At 62.1% G+C, this 15,860-nt stretch carries 16 protein-coding genes; 8 read left to right on the top strand and 8 right to left on the bottom strand.

Features of this window, described 5'->3' with window-relative positions; translation table 11 throughout:
• Positions 1–50: 50 nt before the first annotated feature.
• Entirely contained in the window at positions 51–716 is a 666-nt protein-coding gene (locus tag IB249_RS17905) for an FKBP-type peptidyl-prolyl cis-trans isomerase (protein ID WP_192307072.1), read from the bottom strand.
• 192 nt (positions 717–908) lie between these two features.
• Between IB249_RS17905 and IB249_RS17900 the strand changes: the two genes are divergently transcribed.
• Complete coding sequence (locus IB249_RS17900; RefSeq protein WP_192307071.1) at positions 909–2,183, top strand: AlgP family protein; 1,275 nt, start codon at positions 909–911, stop codon at positions 2,181–2,183.
• Here IB249_RS17900 and IB249_RS17895 read toward each other — a convergent pair.
• Positions 2,180–2,644 (bottom strand): TIGR02444 family protein, encoded by a 465-nt coding sequence (locus IB249_RS17895; RefSeq protein ID WP_192307070.1) that lies wholly within the window; start codon positions 2,642–2,644, stop codon positions 2,180–2,182. The two genes, IB249_RS17900 and IB249_RS17895, sit on opposite strands and share 4 nt — an antisense overlap.
• 50 nt (positions 2,645–2,694) lie before the next feature.
• Between IB249_RS17895 and IB249_RS17890 the strand changes: the two genes are divergently transcribed.
• The 3 genes from IB249_RS17890 (at position 2,695) to IB249_RS17880 (ending at position 5,954) form a co-directional block, all read left to right on the top strand.
• Positions 2,695–4,605: an ATP-binding cassette domain-containing protein gene (locus tag IB249_RS17890; protein WP_192307069.1), complete on the top strand. Its 1,911-nt coding sequence runs from the start codon at positions 2,695–2,697 to the stop codon at positions 4,603–4,605.
• Positions 4,605–5,186 (top strand): mechanosensitive ion channel family protein, encoded by a 582-nt coding sequence (locus IB249_RS17885; RefSeq protein ID WP_192307068.1) that lies wholly within the window; start codon positions 4,605–4,607, stop codon positions 5,184–5,186. The genes IB249_RS17890 and IB249_RS17885 overlap by 1 nt, the downstream gene beginning before the upstream one ends.
• Before the next feature lie 135 nt (positions 5,187–5,321).
• Positions 5,322–5,954: a LysE family transporter gene (locus tag IB249_RS17880; RefSeq protein WP_192307067.1), complete on the top strand. Its 633-nt coding sequence runs from the start codon at positions 5,322–5,324 to the stop codon at positions 5,952–5,954.
• 54 nt (positions 5,955–6,008) lie between these two features.
• Here IB249_RS17880 and IB249_RS17875 read toward each other — a convergent pair whose 3' ends face one another.
• From IB249_RS17875 to IB249_RS17860, 4 genes are read right to left on the bottom strand one after another with little or no spacing between them, the layout of a single operon-like run.
• The gene (locus IB249_RS17875) at positions 6,009–6,752 is read right to left on the bottom strand and encodes a penicillin-binding protein activator LpoB (protein ID WP_192307066.1); all 744 of its coding nucleotides are present in this window, start codon (positions 6,750–6,752) and stop codon (positions 6,009–6,011) included.
• Positions 6,753–6,754: 2 nt separating this feature from the next.
• Positions 6,755–7,342, bottom strand: coding sequence for a penicillin-binding protein activator LpoB (gene lpoB / locus IB249_RS17870; RefSeq protein WP_192307065.1), 588 nt, complete (start codon positions 7,340–7,342; stop codon positions 6,755–6,757).
• Positions 7,343–7,375: 33 nt separating this feature from the next.
• The gene (locus IB249_RS17865; protein WP_192307064.1) at positions 7,376–7,747 is read right to left on the bottom strand and encodes a YcfL family protein; all 372 of its coding nucleotides are present in this window, start codon (positions 7,745–7,747) and stop codon (positions 7,376–7,378) included.
• Between the two features lie 15 nt (positions 7,748–7,762).
• A complete protein-coding gene (locus tag IB249_RS17860; protein ID WP_192307063.1) occupies positions 7,763–9,160 on the bottom strand; it encodes a COG3014 family protein in 1,398 nt (465 codons plus the stop codon).
• Between the two features lie 312 nt (positions 9,161–9,472).
• Here IB249_RS17860 and IB249_RS17855 point away from each other — a divergent pair, with 312 nt between their 5' ends.
• Both IB249_RS17855 and IB249_RS17850 read left to right on the top strand, forming a co-directional pair.
• Entirely contained in the window at positions 9,473–11,371 is a 1,899-nt protein-coding gene (locus IB249_RS17855) for an FTR1 family protein (protein WP_192307062.1), read from the top strand.
• A 60-nt stretch (positions 11,372–11,431) separates the two neighbouring features.
• Entirely contained in the window at positions 11,432–11,887 is a 456-nt protein-coding gene (locus tag IB249_RS17850) for a YaiI/YqxD family protein (protein ID WP_192307061.1), read from the top strand.
• A gap of 115 nt (positions 11,888–12,002) precedes the next feature.
• On the opposite strand, the gene elbB is transcribed toward IB249_RS17850, so the two are convergent.
• The gene (gene elbB, locus IB249_RS17845; RefSeq protein WP_192307060.1) at positions 12,003–12,671 is read right to left on the bottom strand and encodes an isoprenoid biosynthesis glyoxalase ElbB; all 669 of its coding nucleotides are present in this window, start codon (positions 12,669–12,671) and stop codon (positions 12,003–12,005) included.
• 115 nt (positions 12,672–12,786) lie between these two features.
• Here elbB and IB249_RS17840 point away from each other — a divergent pair, with 115 nt between their 5' ends.
• Positions 12,787–14,022 (top strand): sterol desaturase family protein, encoded by a 1,236-nt coding sequence (locus tag IB249_RS17840; protein ID WP_192307059.1) that lies wholly within the window; start codon positions 12,787–12,789, stop codon positions 14,020–14,022.
• On the opposite strand, the gene IB249_RS17835 is transcribed toward IB249_RS17840, so the two are convergent.
• On the bottom strand, positions 14,003–14,635 hold the full coding sequence (locus tag IB249_RS17835) for a DedA family protein (RefSeq protein WP_192307058.1): 633 nt from the start codon (positions 14,633–14,635) through the stop codon (positions 14,003–14,005). The genes IB249_RS17840 and IB249_RS17835 overlap by 20 nt on opposite strands.
• Positions 14,636–14,843: 208 nt before the next feature.
• Here IB249_RS17835 and hemB point away from each other — a divergent pair, with 208 nt between their 5' ends.
• On the top strand, positions 14,844–15,857 hold the full coding sequence (gene hemB, locus IB249_RS17830; RefSeq protein WP_192307057.1) for a porphobilinogen synthase: 1,014 nt from the start codon (positions 14,844–14,846) through the stop codon (positions 15,855–15,857).
• Positions 15,858–15,860: the final 3 nt, after the last annotated feature.

Raw genomic sequence — 15,860 nt, 5'->3', positions numbered from 1 at the left:
CTTCCCCCTCAAAAACGGTGCGCATTGCGCGCCGTTTTTCGTTCTGGGGCTCAGCTGGTTGCGCCGCGCAATTCGACTTCGAACACCAGCGGGGTGAACGGCTCGATCAAGTCACCGGCACCATCGGCACCGTAGGCCTGGTCCGATGGAATCACCAATCGCCACTTCGCACCGACCGGCATGTTCTGCAGGGCGCTGCGCCATCCGCTGATCACACTGTCGAGACTGAACCACTGCGGCTGATTGTTCTGATCGAACACGGTGCCATCGGGAAGACGCCCGATGTACAGCACCTGCACCTTGCCGTTCGGGCCGGCCTTGGCACCGTTGCCTGGCACCAGCTCCGTGAGCAGGACGCCGTCGGCCAGTTCGCGGACGCCTGGCTTGGCTTTTTCCGCGGCGAGAAAACTTTTCTCTTTGGCGACGGCCGCTTCGCTCTGCGGCGGGGTTTGCTGCAGGGCCATCTGAGCTTCGTGCTCAGTCAGAATCTGTTCGATCTGCTCGTCTTTCAACGCCAGCGGCTTGCCCTGATAGGCCTGTTGCAAACCTTCGATCAACGCCTGGAGTTGCAGCTCGGGAGCCTCCAGGCGCAAGCGCTCACCGAGGCTCGCACCCAGGCTGTAAGCGAGATCGTGAGCTTCGTTCCCAGCGGATTTTTCGGTGGCCTGGGCCACGGAAAAAAGCATGCACAGCGATAAAAAAAGGTAGCGCGACATCGTCACTCTCCGACCTGAGATGCGGCAGATTATGCCAGTGTGCAAGCGCGCGAAAGTGAACTTGTTTTGCGCAAGCGCAGAAGATTTTCGATCGCTTGCAACGCAACGCTTTCGATACTGTCAACATGACCTAGCGGCGGTAGCAGCAGAGGGCTAGTATGAGCCGCACCCACGTCAGCCAGGAGGTAAACCATGTCGGCCACCAAGAAGTCTGTAAATACCCCGTTGCACTTACTTCAACAACTCTCGGGCAGCCTGCTCGAGCATCTGGAAACCGCTTGTTCCGAAGCCTTGGCTGATGCGGAAAAACTGCTCGCCAAACTGGAAAAACAGCGCGGTAAGGCGCAGGAAAAACTGCACAAATCCCGCACCAAATTGCAGGACGCTGCATCGGCCGGTAAAGCCAAGGCACAAGCCAAAGCCAAGGACGCGGTCAAGGAGCTCGAGGACTTGCTCGACGCTCTGAAAAATCGCCAGTCGGAAACGCGTGGCTACATTCTGCAACTCAAGCGTGACGCTCAAGAAAGCCTGAAACTGGCCCAGGGCGTTGGTCGCGTGCAAGAGGCTGTCAGCAAGGCATTGTCCCTGCGCTCGGCCAAGCCTGCTGCAGCCCCCGCCAAGAAAGCTGCTGCCAAACCCGCTGCTGCAAAAGCGCCGGTCAAGCCTGCCGCCAAACCGGCCGCCAAGCCTGCTGTGAAAAAAGCAGTGGCTTCCAGCGCCGCGAAACCAGCCGCAAAACCAGCCGCGAAACCAGCCGCAAAATCCGCAGCAAAACCGACCGCTAAAACAGCGGCTGCCAAACCTGCCGCCAAGCCCGTTGCTGCCAAAACCGCCGCAGCGAAATCGCCTGCAAAAACCACCGCAGCCAAACCCGCGGCGGCTAAAACTGCTGCTGCCAAACCCGCCGCGAAGCCTGCCGCAAAAACCGCTGCTGCCAAACCGGCGACCAAACCTGTTGCGGGTAAAACCACTGCCAAGCCAGCGGCAAAAACTGCAACCAAACCGGCTGTAAAACCAGCGACCAAACCGGCTGCTGCCAAGCCAGCGGCGAAGCCCGCAGCAAGAACTGCCGCCGCTAAACCCGCTGCTGCCAAGCCAGCGTCTGCTGCCAAGCCTGCTGTCGCCAAACCAGCCACCGCCGCGAAGACCGCTGCCGCCAAACCCGCCGCTGCGAAACCAGCAGCCAAACCCGCTGCTGCCAAACCAGCCGCGAAACCCGTTGCTGCCAAACCTGCTGCTGCCAAGCCAGCCGCGAAACCCGCTGCTGCCAAACCAGCCGCCAAACCCGCCGTGAAAAAGCCGGCCGCTGTTGCCAAGCCGACCCCGGCACCTGCTGCCAAGCCAGCGACCCCTGCGCCTGCTGCCTCGGTTGCTCCTGCACCAGCAGCCACCACCTCGACCACCACTCCGGCGCCAACGCCAGCGGCACTGTCGAGCACCAGCACCACCCCAACCAGCGCTTCCTAAGTGCCGGTTGCCGCGACGCGCAGCTGATGCAGCGCGTCGCGGTCCAGGTGGGCGGCGTGTGCCGCCACACCGTCCAGCCAGGCCAACAGATCGCCTGCCTCATCCTGCGGCCAATCCTGCGCCGCGCGCTCCAGCCGCCACAGCAACTGCCGCTCGGCCTCCAGCTCCAGGGCCTTCACCTGTTCACGCAACGCATTGAGCTCGCCATCTTCGCCGGCGAGGATTTTCCATTGCGTGCGCAAGGCGCGCAGCGGTTGAACAACCTCCGCGTCCCAAGGCTCGGCCACACTGCGCAGTTGCTGCAGGCGTCGTTCGTTACAGGCTGTTCCACGTACTCCCAGCCACAACCCGCATAACAGCAGGCACACATTCACCCCGGCCGACTGCAGGTCGAGGCATGCGGCTTCAACTCCGGGTCGGGCGTAAGTGGTCAGGGAAAAGCTCCACAGGTCAGAGGACATAGTGCTACTCGCGCCAGTTGCGAGCGAAGCTGGTAGACTCCGCCGCCATTATGATTCGACTTCAGAACCTGACTTTACAGCGTGGCCCGCAACGTCTGCTAGAAGACGCCGAGCTGACCCTGCACGCCGGCCAGAAAGCCGGCCTCATCGGTGCCAATGGCGCCGGCAAATCGAGCCTGTTCGCCTTGCTTCGGGGTGAGCTGCACCCGGACTCGGGTGATTGCTTCCTGCCGGCCGACTGGCGTATCGCCCACATGCGCCAGGAGGTCGATACGCTCGAGCGCCTGGCGGTCGACTACGTGCTCGATGGCGACCTGCGCCTGCGTCAGGTGCAACGCGACCTGGCCGCCGCCGAGGCGGCCCATGACGGTGCCGCCCAGGCACGCCTGCACGCGGAGCTCGACAGCGCCGACGGCTACACCGCCGATGCCCGTGCCCGCAAGTTGCTGGCCGGGCTTGGGTTCACCAATGAGCAGATGGATCGCCAGGTCGGCGACTTCTCCGGTGGCTGGCGAATGCGCCTGAACCTGGCGCAGGCGCTGATGTGTCCTTCGGACCTGCTGCTGCTCGACGAACCGACCAACCACCTGGACCTCGACGCCATCATCTGGCTCGAAGAGTGGCTCAAAAGCTACCCCGGCACCCTGTTGCTGATTTCCCACGACCGGGATTTCCTCGATGCGGTCGTCGACCACGTGGCCCACGTCGATCAGCGCAAGATCACCCTGTACCGCGGTGGCTACAGCGCCTTTGAACGCGCCCGTGCCGAGCGTCTGGCCCAGCAGCAACAGGCCTACGAGAAGCAGCAGGCGCAGCGTGCGCACATGGAAAGCTATATCGCTCGCTTCAAGGCCCAGGCCACCAAGGCCCGTCAGGCTCAGAGCCGGATCAAGGCGCTGGAGCGGATGGAGGAGTTGTCTGCCGCCCACGTCGATTCGCCATTCGATTTCGTGTTCCGCGAGTCGACTAAGATCTCCAGCCCGTTGATCGACCTGTCCGATGCCCGTTTGGGCTACGGCGACAAAGCCGTGCTGGAGAAGGTCAAGTTGCAGCTGACCCCTGGCGCGCGCATCGGTTTGCTCGGCCCCAACGGTGCCGGTAAATCGACCCTGATCAAAAACCTGGCGGGTGAGTTGTCACCGCTGGCCGGTCGGCTGACCCGCGGTGAGAACACGGTGGTCGGCTATTTCGCCCAGCATCAGCTCGACTCCCTGGACTCCAAGGCCAGCCCGTTGCTGCACTTGCAGCGCCTGGCACCGACCGAGCGCGAGCAGACCCTGCGCGACTTCCTCGGCGGTTTCGACTTCCGTGGTGCACGGATCGACGAGCCGGTGCTGAACTTCTCCGGCGGCGAAAAGGCGCGTCTGGCCCTGGCGTTGATCGCCTGGGAGCGGCCGAACCTGTTGCTGCTCGACGAGCCGACCAACCACCTTGACCTGGAAATGCGCCTGGCGCTGACCATGGCTTTGCAGGAATTCAGTGGCGCGGTGCTGGTGGTTTCCCACGATCGCCATCTGCTCAAGAGCACGACCGATAATTTCTACCTGGTGGCGGACGGCAAGGTCGAGGAGTTCGACGGCGACCTGGAGGACTATGCCCGCTGGCTGGTCGATTTCCGGCAGCGCAATGCCCCGGTCAGCAACGCGCCGACCAACCCGGACAAGACCGACAAGAAGGCCCAGCGTCAGGCTGCCGCCGCGTTGCGCCAGCAACTGGCGCCGCACAAGCGCGAAGCGGAAAAACTCGAGACCGAACTGGGCAAGCTGCACGAGAAGCTGGCGAAGGTCGATGCCAGCCTCGGCGACAGCGACATTTACGAACCGGCGCGCAAGAACGACCTGCGCGATCTGCTGGCTGAGCAAGCGAAGCTGAAGGTGCGTGAAGCCGAACTGGAAGAGGCCTGGATGCAAGCCCTGGAATTGCTTGAAAGCATGCAGGCGGAGCTGGAGGCGCTGTCCTGATGGGCGCGTTCAACCTGCCGCTGCCACCCGCCTGGGTCGATCCGATCTGGCTGGTGGTGCAAATCCTGCTGATCCTGCTGGCCGGCTACTTCGCGCAACGCTTCGTCGCCAAATGCCTGACCCGCCTGGGCGAGCGTTATCCGCTGCCTCCGCAGTTGCTCATGCCGCTGCGCGGTGGCTTGCGCTGGTTGATCATGGGCAGTGCGCTGCTGTTCGTGCTGGAGCGTCTCGGGGTGTCTGCCACGGTGTTGTGGACAGCACTGTCCGGGTTCGTCGCGGTGGCGGCGGTGGCGTTTTTCGCCATGTGGAGCGTGCTGTCCAATCTGCTCTGCGCGATTCTGATCTTCACTGTCGGGCCGTTCCGTATCGGCGACATCGTCGAGCTGGTGGATACCACCGACAAGCCTGGCGTCAAAGGCCGGGTGGTGGCGATCAACCTGCTCTACACCACGTTGATCGAAGCCGAGGAGCTCGGCACCGGCGGTGCCATGGTGCAGGTGCCCAACAGCCTGTTCTTCCAGCGTTCGGTGCGGCGTTGGCGGGGAAGTGATGTGTTCCCTTCCAGCGGGTTTGAGAAGTAAGGCCTGTGTTGCCCGACGGATCGCCATCGCCGGCGAAGGGCCTATGACGTCGCAACATCCCGAAAAAATCAATGGTCATTGGCCCCAAGCCGCATTAGCTTAGACATCTGTCACGAGTCCGAGTCGAGGTGTGCGATGGAGCTTCAAACATGGCTGGCGTTTTTTGCCGCCTGCTGGGTGATCAGCCTGTCTCCCGGTGCCGGCGCTATTGCGTCGATGTCCAGTGGTCTGCAATACGGGTTCTGGCGCGGTTACTGGAATGCCCTGGGCCTGCAATTGGGTCTGGCGGTGCAGATCGCGATTGTCGGCGCCGGCGTTGGCGCGATTCTCACCGCTTCGGCCACGGCGTTTTACGCGATCAAATGGTTCGGTGTGGCCTATCTGGTTTACCTGGCGATCAAGCAATGGCGTGCGCTGCCCAGCGACATGAGCGACGACGCTGCGGTGCGTCAGATCGGCAAGCCGATGGCCCTGGTGTTCCGTGGTTTCCTGGTCAACATCAGCAACCCCAAGGCCCTGGTGTTCATGCTGGCGGTGTTGCCGCAGTTCATCGACCCCCATGCGCCGCTGCTGGTTCAGTACCTGGTCATCGGTTTGACCATGATCTGCGTCGATCTGGTCGTCATGGCCGGTTACACCGGGCTGGCGTCGAAAGTGCTGCGCCTGTTGCGCACGCCCAAACAGCAAAAACGCATGAACCGTACGTTTGCCGGCTTGTTCATTGGGGCCGCGGCGTTCATGGCGACCTTGCGCAAAGCCGCGGTATAAATCGCTCGTGCAGAAAAAAGGCGACCCATTCGGGTCGCCTTTTTCGTTCCGGGGTCAGCGCAGAATCATGGGCGCCGTATCCGCCGGCAGGTTGTTGCGCAGCGGAGCCTTGCCTGGCTGCACGTTGCCGTCACCGCCGAGCTGTTGGCTCAGTTGCGCGGCCACGTCTTCACCCAGCGCCTTGGACACCTCACGCACCACACGCGGGCGGTTCAGCGAGACACGCACGTCGCGGTGGTTCACCAGTTTGGTGTCCTGGCCTTCGCCCATCGCCGTGAAGGCCGAGGTGATCTCGAAGGTGCGTGTGTTGATCAGGCTGAAATCGGCCACCAGGGTCAATGCCAGGATCGCCGAGTAGCTGTCGGTATTGGCCAGCTCGGTGACGTCCTTGTTGAAATCAATGTCCGACACGGTGCCGAACAGGACGTAGTCGGCGCCTTTGAAGTTGCCGGCCTTGATCCGCTTGATCACGTCATACACATCGCCCTTGGACGAGGCGGTGTAGGGCGTGCCCTGCACCAGCTGGAACATGCCGGTGCGCAGGATCTCGCCCTTGATGTCGCCGGTGAATTTGCGCAGTTCACCCTGTTCGATGTAGCTGCTGGTGGCTTCGATTTCGTTGTAGCTCGAAGCACCACTGGCGCTGTAACGGTTGGCCTGGAAGTTGTTCTGTGCCGAAACGATGTGGATGTACTGCTCCACGCGTTCCTGGTACGCCAGGTCCGTCACCGCGACTTTCGGCGCCGCTTGCGCACTGAATGCGCAAGCCAGGGCCATCATGCCAATCCATGCGCGCATGATCAACGCTCCGTGGTCTTGCGGATCTCTTTCTCGTCCATCCACTCGGCCAGACCGCTTTCAACGTCGATCAATTGCAGGCTGAATTTGTAGAAGACGTCCTTGTAGTCGCTGCTGCGCTTGACGATCGAGCTGATCGAACCTTCGAGGCGATATTTGGCGGCGACCATGTTGCCGGTCTTGGCCACGGTGGATTTCTTGTACAGACCGCTCTGGTTCTGCAGTTTCAACTGGTCAACCTGGCTCTGCATCTGGGTGTTGTCGCTGGCAAAACGGGCGGTGCCGGATTTCATCAGCTGAGTCTTGATGCTGGTGGTGATCTCGCGGGTATCGATGTACTCGCTGGTCTTGTTCTTCACGTCGTAGACCTGAACCACCGGACGGCCCTGCAGGATGCCGGACTGGGCGAGGGAGCGGGTCATGGATTCGGCGATCATCTGCAGGTCGGTCGAACCGAACTCGTTGGTCACGGTTTCCACGGCCTTGGTGTCGCCGTAGCTGATGTTCTTGCTGCCCAGGGTCGGCGAAGTGTTGGCGCAACCGCTGGCCAGAAGGGCGATGACGGCGATGAAGGAAAAGCGTGCAAACATGGGAATGCTCTCTGGAACTGAACGAAAGGGGGATTAAGGCGTTTTGATTTCCAGGCGGAAATCCACGGCTTTTGGCGTTGGCGCGATGGCCTGGACGAAACTGGTCTGTTCGCCATACATCAACTGGCTTTTCCAGGTGTCCTCTTCGCCAATCGGGAAGCCTTCAGGGCCGAGCCAGGCAAAGCGGTAGTAGAAGGTCTTGTTGCTGTAGCTGGTGTTGCTCAGCTGCACATTGACCGTCATGAAGCCGTTTTCCCGGGCGACGCGCATGGCGCCCACCACGATGTTCTTCAGCTTGCCCATGGCCACGACTTTGCTGGCGGCGCTGCCAGGCTCCGGTGGCGGTGGTGTGGCGCAACCGGCCAGCAAGGCCAGGGCAGCGACGGCGATCAGTTTGAAACGCATGTAAAGACTCCGTTCTTAAGGTTGTTTGAGGCTGGCCACGGCCGTCGGGTTGGCGCTCGGGATGACGTGAGCGGCCACGCCGCTGGCGAACACCTGGCTGCCCACGGCACGCAGGCTGATGACCTGATAGCGCTGATCCACGGTGATCTTGACCACCGAGCCGCCGACCGCACTCGGCAGCGTGACCTGGTGCTCGCCTTTCTTCAGGCGCAGGCGCACCACCTGGGTGTTGTCCGGCAGGGTGCGCCAGGTACGGGTATCGGCACCTTCGAGCACGGCTGAAGTGATGCCGACTGCCAGGCCCGCGAGCGGGTTGGTCTCGTTGATCTTCTTTTGCGCCACGCCACGGGTCACGGCACGCACGGTGGTGCGTACGATGATGCCCGGCATGTCGTCGCGCAGCGCGCGGCGGGACATGGCGGTGGTGCTGTTGAGGAGTGTCAGGTTCAGTTGCTGACCGTCCACGCCGATCTGGGCGAACGGGGTGGTGGAGGTGTCAGGCTTGATGATCGGGAACGACAGCGGGGTGATCACCACGTTGCCGCTGATCGGCAGGGGCAGGGGCACGCGGATCGAGTCCCGGGCCGGCGCCAGGCCGCTTTGTACGACGATCAGGATGTCGCTGTCCTCATCCTTGGCACTTTTCTTGTCGAGGTCCTTCAGGGCCTGTTCCAGCAGCGGGGTGTTCGGGCGCAGTTCGGCGGCCTTGCGATAGCCCGGCGCGGCCAGGTCCTTTTCGCCCAGGGCTTCGTAGACGAACCCGGCCAGGTAGTGGCTGAACGCACTCTGGTAGCTGTTTTTCAAGCCGACGACTTCCGGCGCATCGAGGCTGGCGACCGGGTAACCCTGCAGGTCCTTGTATTCGGTCTTGATGCCTTCTTTCTCGGCTTCCTCTTCGCTCTTGAGGTATTCCTTGTCGCGCAGATCGGCGATCACCGCTTCACGCTCGTGGGTTTTCTTGATTGCGGTGCGTGCGCCGTCGAAGTCGTTCACCGCCAGCAGGTTCAGGGCCATCTGTGTGGTCAGCATGACCTTTTCGTAGTCATAGCCCTCGTAGCGACGAACCTTGTCGTTGACCAGGAAGCTGCCGAACTGAGCGAGGTATTTGCCGGTATCGAGCTTGACCGCGTCTTCCCACTGGCCAACCACGACGTCAGCGCTGCCCCAGGCGTTCTGGCTGCCGGACAGGTCGCCCTTGGCACGCAGCAGTTCACCTTTCTCGAAGTAGTAGAGCAGGTCCTTGTCATCACCCGTGTTGTTCTTTTCCAGCAGGGTCAGTGCGGCGTCGACATTGCCGGAAGCCAGTTGCTGGTTGGTTTGCGCGAGTTCGGAATCGTAATTGCGAAACACCGAACAGCCGGAGAGCAAGGTGACAGCGCCGAGCGCGATCAAGGTAAGGGCGCGGGAGGCCATGGATACTTCTTCCCTGAATGTAGCAGCCGTGGTTGCCGGTCTGGCTGTTGAGACCTATCGGCGCAGACTGGCGTCCTGCCAATTCCCCCTGAAGCGGGGAGCTTGAATGGCCTGTCGATCAATAACAGGCGCGGCATTATAGACAGGGATGATGGCTTCGTAATGGCTTTTTAATCCCTGTTCTCCAGAAAGTGCCATCATCCAGTGGAAACCTCGGACGATTTCCGTGGCACGCGTTTCACAACAAAGCTTGAGTGAAAGGCTTTCGAAGTGAACAATGTGTTACTTCGTATTTCCAATTGAGATTCATTCATGACTGCCCCGTCCCGTTTCCTGGCCTGGCTGGCGATGCCGCTGGTTGCCTTGTGCAGTTTCAATCTGCTGGCCGATACCGTGGAAGGTGCGCCGCAGGCCCTGCATCTGCTCGATTACATTGGCGCGGATTACCCGCAGTCGGTCGAGGCGGGTCACGTTATCAACGAATCCGAATACCGCGAACAACTGGAATTTGCCAAGGTGTTGCAGGGGCTGGTCGCGGCGATGCCGGACAAGCCGGAGAAAGCCGGGCTCGAGCAGGGCGTCAGCGCGCTGCACAGCGCCATTGCCACACGTCAGGACGGAGCGGAGATTGCACGTCAGGCCAGGCAGCTGGGTGCGAAGTTGGCCGTGACCTATGAGGTGAGCCAGGCGCCGATCATTACACCGGACCCGACCCGTGGGGCACCGCTGTATGCCCAGCACTGTTCGGTCTGCCATGGCGTTGCCGGTGCCGGCGATGGCCCGGCCGGTGTCGGCCTGACACCGCCGCCGGCCAATCTGCGCGATGCCGCGCGACTGGATCGGCTGAGCCTGTACGCGATCTACAACACCCTGGGGATGGGCGTCGAAGGCACTGACATGCCAGCCTTCGCCGATCAGCTGGACGACCGTCAGCGCTGGGACCTGGCGACCTACATCGCCAGTTTCAGCGCCGCCCCGGCGACCGCAACCCGCGAAAAAACCTACGATATCGCCGAACTGGCCCGCCAGACCCCGGCTGAGGTGCTGGCCGCCGAAGGCCCGCAAGCGGCCGCAGCCTTCCGTGCCCAGCGTGCGCAGCCGTCCCAGGTCAAGCGAGGCCCGGGGCAACTGCTCGACTACACCGCGACCACCCTGGACAAGAGCCTCGCCGCCTATCGCGGCGGTGATCATGATCAGGCCTACGACCTGTCGGTGGCAGCCTACCTGGAAGGTTTCGAACTGGTCGAAAGCTCCCTCGACAACGTCGACGCCACCGTGCGCAAGGACACTGAAAAATCCCTGATGGCTTACCGTCAGTCGTTGCAGGACGGCTTGCCGGTGGCTGAGGTCCAGCAGCGCCTGGACGCGGCCAAGGTCAAGCTGAAGGAGTCTGCCGGCCTGCTGGGCGGCGATGGCCTGAGCTGGTCCCTGAGCTACATATCCGGTCTGTTGATTTTGTTGCGCGAGGGCCTGGAAGCGATCCTGGTGCTGGCGGCAATCCTCGCGTTTCTGCGCAATACCGGCCAGCAGTCGGCGGTGCGCAGCGTCAATGTCGGTTGGGGCCTGGCGCTGCTGGCTGGCCTGGGAACCTGGGCGCTGGCGGCCTACGTCATCGATGTCAGCGGTTCGCAACGTGAGCTGCTGGAAGGCGCCACGGCGTTGTTTGCGGCCGTCATGGTGCTTTGGCTCGGCGTGTGGATGCACGACCGTCGCCACGCGGCCGCCTGGCAGGACTACATCAAGAGCAGCCTGGTGGGCGGCGGCGGGCGTTTCGGTTTTGCCACGCTGGCGTTTTTCTCGGTGTATCGCGAGCTGTTCGAAGTGATCCTGTTCTACGAGACCCTGTGGCTGCAGGCCGGGCCGGCGGGGCACAACGCGGTGCTGGCCGGTGGTGCGACGGCACTGGTGCTGCTGGTGGGCCTGGCGTGGGTGATCCTGCGCGGTTCGGCGAGGCTGCCGTTGTCGTTGTTCTTCAGCATCAACGCCGCGTTGCTGTGTGCTCTGTCGGTGGTGTTTGCCGGGCATGGCGTGAAGGCGTTGCAGGAAGCCGGGATCTTCGGCACGCGGCCGGTGCCGTTCTTCGAGTTCGACTGGCTGGGTATCCATGCCGATGCCTATTCGCTGAGTGCCCAGGTGGTGGCGATCATTGCGATCGTACTGCTGTATGGGCGCAGCTGGCTGGCGGAGAAACGGCGGGTGCAGGTTTCCTGACCGGCATCGCTGCGCTCATCGGCGCGGGCAAGTCGAAGGGTTCGACGGAGGAAAATAATCATGCGCGTATGGATCGATGCCGATGCCTGCCCCCGGCCGGCCCGGGACCTGGTGGTGAAGTTCGCCCTGAAGCGCCAGTTCCAGGTGGTGATGGTGGCGGGACAGCCACAGATCAAGCCTGCTCTGGCGCTGGTGAAGCTGATCGTGGTGCCAAGTGGCCCGGACGCCGCAGACGACTATCTGGTGGAGCACGCCGAACCCGGTGAACTGGTGATTTGCAGCGATGTGCCGCTGGCCGATCGGCTGGTGAAAAAGGGCGTGGCGGCGCTGGACCCGCGAGGCAAGGAGTTCGACGCGCAGAACATGGGCGATCGACTGGCGGTGCGCAACCTGTTCACCGATCTGCGTGAGCAGGGACAGATGAGCGGCGGGCCGGCGCCCTATGGCGATCGCGAGAAGCAGGCGTTTGCCAATGCGCTGGATCGGATCCTGACCCGCCTCTCTCGCGAACCCTGATCACTGTCTTGACGGTGGGAGCGAGCCTGCTCGCGAAGGGGCCGTGTCAGGCGATACGACTGTCGCCTGGTTCACCGCCATCGCGAGCCGGCTCGCTCTCACCTCCAGTGCCTTGTCATGCGTCGTTTTCGTGGGTCAGTTCGAGCACGCGGTCGATCAGCTTGTTGATGCCTGACGCCGCCTCGCTGATCGATTGCGCCAGCATGTACGCCGGCGTGGTCACCAGTTTTCGCGCCTTGTCCTCGATGATGTCGGTCACCGCGCAGTCAGTGTGCGTGGCGCCCATCTTGTTCATGGCGGCGGCGGTATCGGCGTCGTTGCCGATGGTGCAGGCGACGCCCGGGCCGTAGATCTTTGCCGCCAGGGCCGGCGAAATGCAGATCAGCCCAACCGGTTTGCCGGCTTCGGCAAAGGCTTCGGCCAGCGCCAGGACTTGTGGTTGAACCGTGCAGCCGGCGCCTTCGATGGCGAAGTTAGACAGGTTCTTGGCCACGCCGAAGCCACCCGGCACGATCAGCGCATCGAAGTCTTCGACGTCGGCTTCGCGGATATCCTTGACGTCGCCCCGAGCGATCCGCGCCGATTCCACCAGTACGTTGCGCGACTCGGGCATCTCTTCGCCGGTCAGGTGATTGAGCACATGCAACTGCGCGATGTTGGGGGCGAAACACTGTACTTGAGCGCCGCGCTGGTCCAGGCGCAGCAGGGTGATCACGCTTTCCTGAATCTCGGCGCCGTCATACACGCCACAACCGGAAAGGATCACTGCAACTTTTTTGCTCATGGGCTTTTCTCCTGATTCATGGCGTTAAATGTCCACTAATTTGTCATTCGTTGCCATAGGGTTAATTCACGGCTACACCTAGGATCTGTCCCAAAGATTCCGATCAGGGCGCGTCATGGACTTCATTCTGTATGCGGTGCCGTTCTTCTTTGTGCTGATTGCCTTCGAGCTGCTGGCCGACCGCTGGCGCGGAATGAGCAATTATCGGGTGGCCGATGCCATCAACAGCATCAGCACCGGCGTGCTGTCCACCACCACCGGGCTGCTGACCAAGGGCGTGGGGCTGTTGACCTATGCGTTTGCCCTCAAGCACCTGGCACTGTTCGAACTGTCGGCGGACCGCGCCTGGGTCTGGGTGTTCGCCTTCGTGCTCTACGATTTTTGTTACTACTGGCTGCATCGCCTGGGGCACGAACGCAACATCCTCTGGGCGGCGCACTCGGTGCATCACCAGAGCGAGGACTACAACCTCTCCACGGCGTTGCGCCAGACCAGCACCGGTTTCCTGCTGAGCTGGATCTTCTATCTGCCGATGGCGGTGTTGGGCGTGCCGCTGCTGGTGTTCGTCAGCGTTGCGGCGCTTAACCTGCTGTATCAGTTCTGGGTGCATACCCGACATATTCCCAAGCTTGGCTGGTTCGAGTGGTTTTTCGTCACGCCTTCCAATCATCGTGCCCACCATGCGCAGAACGCTCTCTACATGGATCGCAACTACGGCGGGGTGTTCATTATTTGGGATCGCCTGTTCGGTTCGTTCCAGGAGGAGGACGACAACGAGCCGGTGATTTTCGGGGTGACCACGCCGCTGGCGAGCTGGAATCCGCTGTGGGCGAACATGCAGTTTTATGTGCAGCTCTGGGATGACGCGCGCCGGGCGCAAAGCCCTTGGGACAAGCTGCGGATCTGGTTCATGCGCACCGGTTGGCGACCGGCCGACGTGGCGGCGAAGTACCCGATGAACAAGCCGGACCTGAGCCAGTTCCGCAAGTTCGAGGTGCCGCTGGACGCACGCCAGCAGATCTACATCGTGTTGCAGTTTGGCGTCTACATCGCGCTGGGCAGTTACCTGATGAACGCCGAACCGCACCTGTCGACTGCGGCGCTGGTGCTCGGCTGGAGCGCGGTGGCGCTGGGCTTGTTCACGCTGGGCGTGGCCCTGGAGAATCGCCCGTGGGCGTTGAAGCTGGAGTGGCTGCGGCTGGCGTCGAACGTGCCGCTGGTGTGGCTGGCGCCGGTGGTCGGACTGTGGCCAGCCAGTGCCGTGGGCTGGATCGGCCTGCTGAGCTACAGCCTGCTCAGCGCCATCGGTCTCTACTGCTGCAGAAACCGCTTCACTCGCCTGGCGTCTTGACCTCGGCGGCCTTGGCCTGTTCGGCTTTCAGGGCCTGCTCCTCGGCATAGACCTGCCTGGCCAGGCGTGCATTCTTGAAGCGCCGGCGCAGCCACAGGCCCAGTCCCAGCACCAGCAGGGCGCCAAGCACCCACAACTCGTATTTCTTGATGCTGCCCAGCATGCCTTCGAGCACCGCGCCGAAGTGATAGGCGGCAGCGGCCAATGCGGTCGCCCAGATCGCCGCGCCAATCCCGTTGAGCAGCAGGTAGCGGCCTGGTGGATAGCCGGAAAGGCCGATGGCCACGGGCATGACCGTGCGCAGGCCGTAGACGAAGCGGAAACTCAACACCCAGATGTCCGGGTGCTTGCGAATGTGTTCCAGCGCCCGGTCGCCCATCATTTGCCAGCGTGGCTTGCGCGCCAGCAACTTGCGGCCATGCTTGCGTCCCATGAAGTACCACAGCTGATCGCCGGCATAACTGCCGAAGAACGCCACGACCACCACCAGGTTGATGTCCATGTATCCACGGAACGCGAGGAAGCCTGCGAGGACCAGGATGGTTTCGCCTTCGAAGAACGTGCCGATAAACAGGGCAAAGTAGCCGAAGTCATGCAGAAATTGTTGGAGCATTGTCTGGGTGCTGGCGAAATGAACGCGCAGCCTACCCCTTCGCACACATTCATGAAAGTGTCCAAATGTGTCTCGACGTGAACAATTCCTACAAGGACAATGGAATGCGACTACCTGTCGCAGGGATGCACACAACTGTCATACGTTGGTCATAATGGCCGCTTATAACTGTCACGCTCGCCCGTCAGCGCGGGCTCAGGAGTCTGCCGTGAGCTTTACCCCCGCCAATCGCTTGTTTCCTGCCACCCGTCTGCGTCGTAACCGTCGTGATGATTTTTCGCGCCGTCTGGTTCGTGAAAATGTCCTGACCACGAATGACCTGATCCTGCCGGTCTTTGTGCTGGACGGTGAAAACCGTCGGGAAGCGGTGGCCTCGATGCCAGGCGTGGAGCGCCTGACCATCGACCTGTTGCTGGAAGAAGCGGCCGGTTGGGTGGAGCTGGGGATTCCGGCCGTGGCGCTGTTCCCGGTCACGCCGTCCGAACTCAAATCCCTGGACGCGGCTGAAGCCTGGAACCCCGAAGGCATTGCGCAGCGCGCCACCCGTGCCTTGCGTGCACAATTCCCCGAACTGGGGGTGATCACCGACGTGGCACTGGACCCGTTCACCACCCACGGCCAGGACGGCATCCTCGACGAAGAAGGCTATGTGCAGAACGACATCACCGTCGACGCACTGGTCAGGCAGGCCCTGTCCCACGCTGAAGCCGGCGCGCAGGTGGTGGCGCCGTCGGACATGATGGATGGCCGTGTCCAGGCGATCCGCGAAGCCCTCGAAGTGGCCGGGCACGTCAATGTGCGGATCATGGCCTACTCGGCGAAGTACGCCAGCGCCTATTACGGCCCGTTCCGCGATGCGGTGGGTTCGGCGCTGAACCTGGGCAAGGCCAACAAGGCCTCCTACCAGATGGACCCGGCCAACGGCAACGAAGCCCTGCACGAAGTGGCGGCGGACCTGGCCGAGGGTGCGGACATGGTCATGGTGAAACCGGGCATGCCGTACCTGGACATCCTTTATCGGGTCAAAGAAGAATTCAAAGTGCCGACCTTCGTTTATCAGGTCAGCGGTGAATACGCCATGCACATGGCGGCGATCCAGAATGGCTGGTTGAGCGAAGGGGTGATTCTTGAATCCCTGACCGCCTTTAAACGTGCAGGGGCTGATGGCATCCTGACGTACTTTGCCGTTCGTGCTGCTCAATTGCTACGAGAGCAACCATAGCCC

The sequence above is a fragment of the Pseudomonas sp. PDM04 genome (assembly GCF_014851765.1).
In the GTDB taxonomy this organism is placed as follows: Bacteria; Pseudomonadota; Gammaproteobacteria; order Pseudomonadales; family Pseudomonadaceae; genus Aquipseudomonas.
This window is presented reverse-complemented; position numbering and strand designations above follow the sequence as displayed.

Bases quoted from the DNA above. Each gene is read 5' to 3' on its own strand.
- IB249_RS17895 (WP_192307070.1), bottom strand. From the start codon at position 2,644: ATGTCCTCTGACCTGTGGAGCTTTTCCCTGACCACTTACGCCCGACCC.
- lpoB (WP_192307065.1), bottom strand. From the start codon at position 7,342: ATGTTTGCACGCTTTTCCTTCATCGCCGTCATCGCCCTTCTGGCCAGC.
- IB249_RS17860 (WP_192307063.1), bottom strand. From the start codon at position 9,160: ATGGCCTCCCGCGCCCTTACCTTGATCGCGCTCGGCGCTGTCACCTTG.
- IB249_RS17885 (WP_192307068.1), top strand. From the start codon at position 4,605: ATGGGCGCGTTCAACCTGCCGCTGCCACCCGCCTGGGTCGATCCGATC.
- IB249_RS17850 (WP_192307061.1), top strand. From the start codon at position 11,432: ATGCGCGTATGGATCGATGCCGATGCCTGCCCCCGGCCGGCCCGGGAC.
- IB249_RS17905 (WP_192307072.1), bottom strand. From the start codon at position 716: ATGTCGCGCTACCTTTTTTTATCGCTGTGCATGCTTTTTTCCGTGGCC.
- IB249_RS17840 (WP_192307059.1), top strand. From the start codon at position 12,787: ATGGACTTCATTCTGTATGCGGTGCCGTTCTTCTTTGTGCTGATTGCC.
- IB249_RS17835 (WP_192307058.1), bottom strand. From the start codon at position 14,635: ATGCTCCAACAATTTCTGCATGACTTCGGCTACTTTGCCCTGTTTATC.
- IB249_RS17890 (WP_192307069.1), top strand. From the start codon at position 2,695: ATGATTCGACTTCAGAACCTGACTTTACAGCGTGGCCCGCAACGTCTG.
- IB249_RS17875 (WP_192307066.1), bottom strand. From the start codon at position 6,752: ATGCGCGCATGGATTGGCATGATGGCCCTGGCTTGCGCATTCAGTGCG.
- IB249_RS17880 (WP_192307067.1), top strand. From the start codon at position 5,322: ATGGAGCTTCAAACATGGCTGGCGTTTTTTGCCGCCTGCTGGGTGATC.
- IB249_RS17865 (WP_192307064.1), bottom strand. From the start codon at position 7,747: ATGCGTTTCAAACTGATCGCCGTCGCTGCCCTGGCCTTGCTGGCCGGT.
- elbB (WP_192307060.1), bottom strand. From the start codon at position 12,671: ATGAGCAAAAAAGTTGCAGTGATCCTTTCCGGTTGTGGCGTGTATGAC.
- IB249_RS17855 (WP_192307062.1), top strand. From the start codon at position 9,473: ATGACTGCCCCGTCCCGTTTCCTGGCCTGGCTGGCGATGCCGCTGGTT.
- IB249_RS17900 (WP_192307071.1), top strand. From the start codon at position 909: ATGTCGGCCACCAAGAAGTCTGTAAATACCCCGTTGCACTTACTTCAA.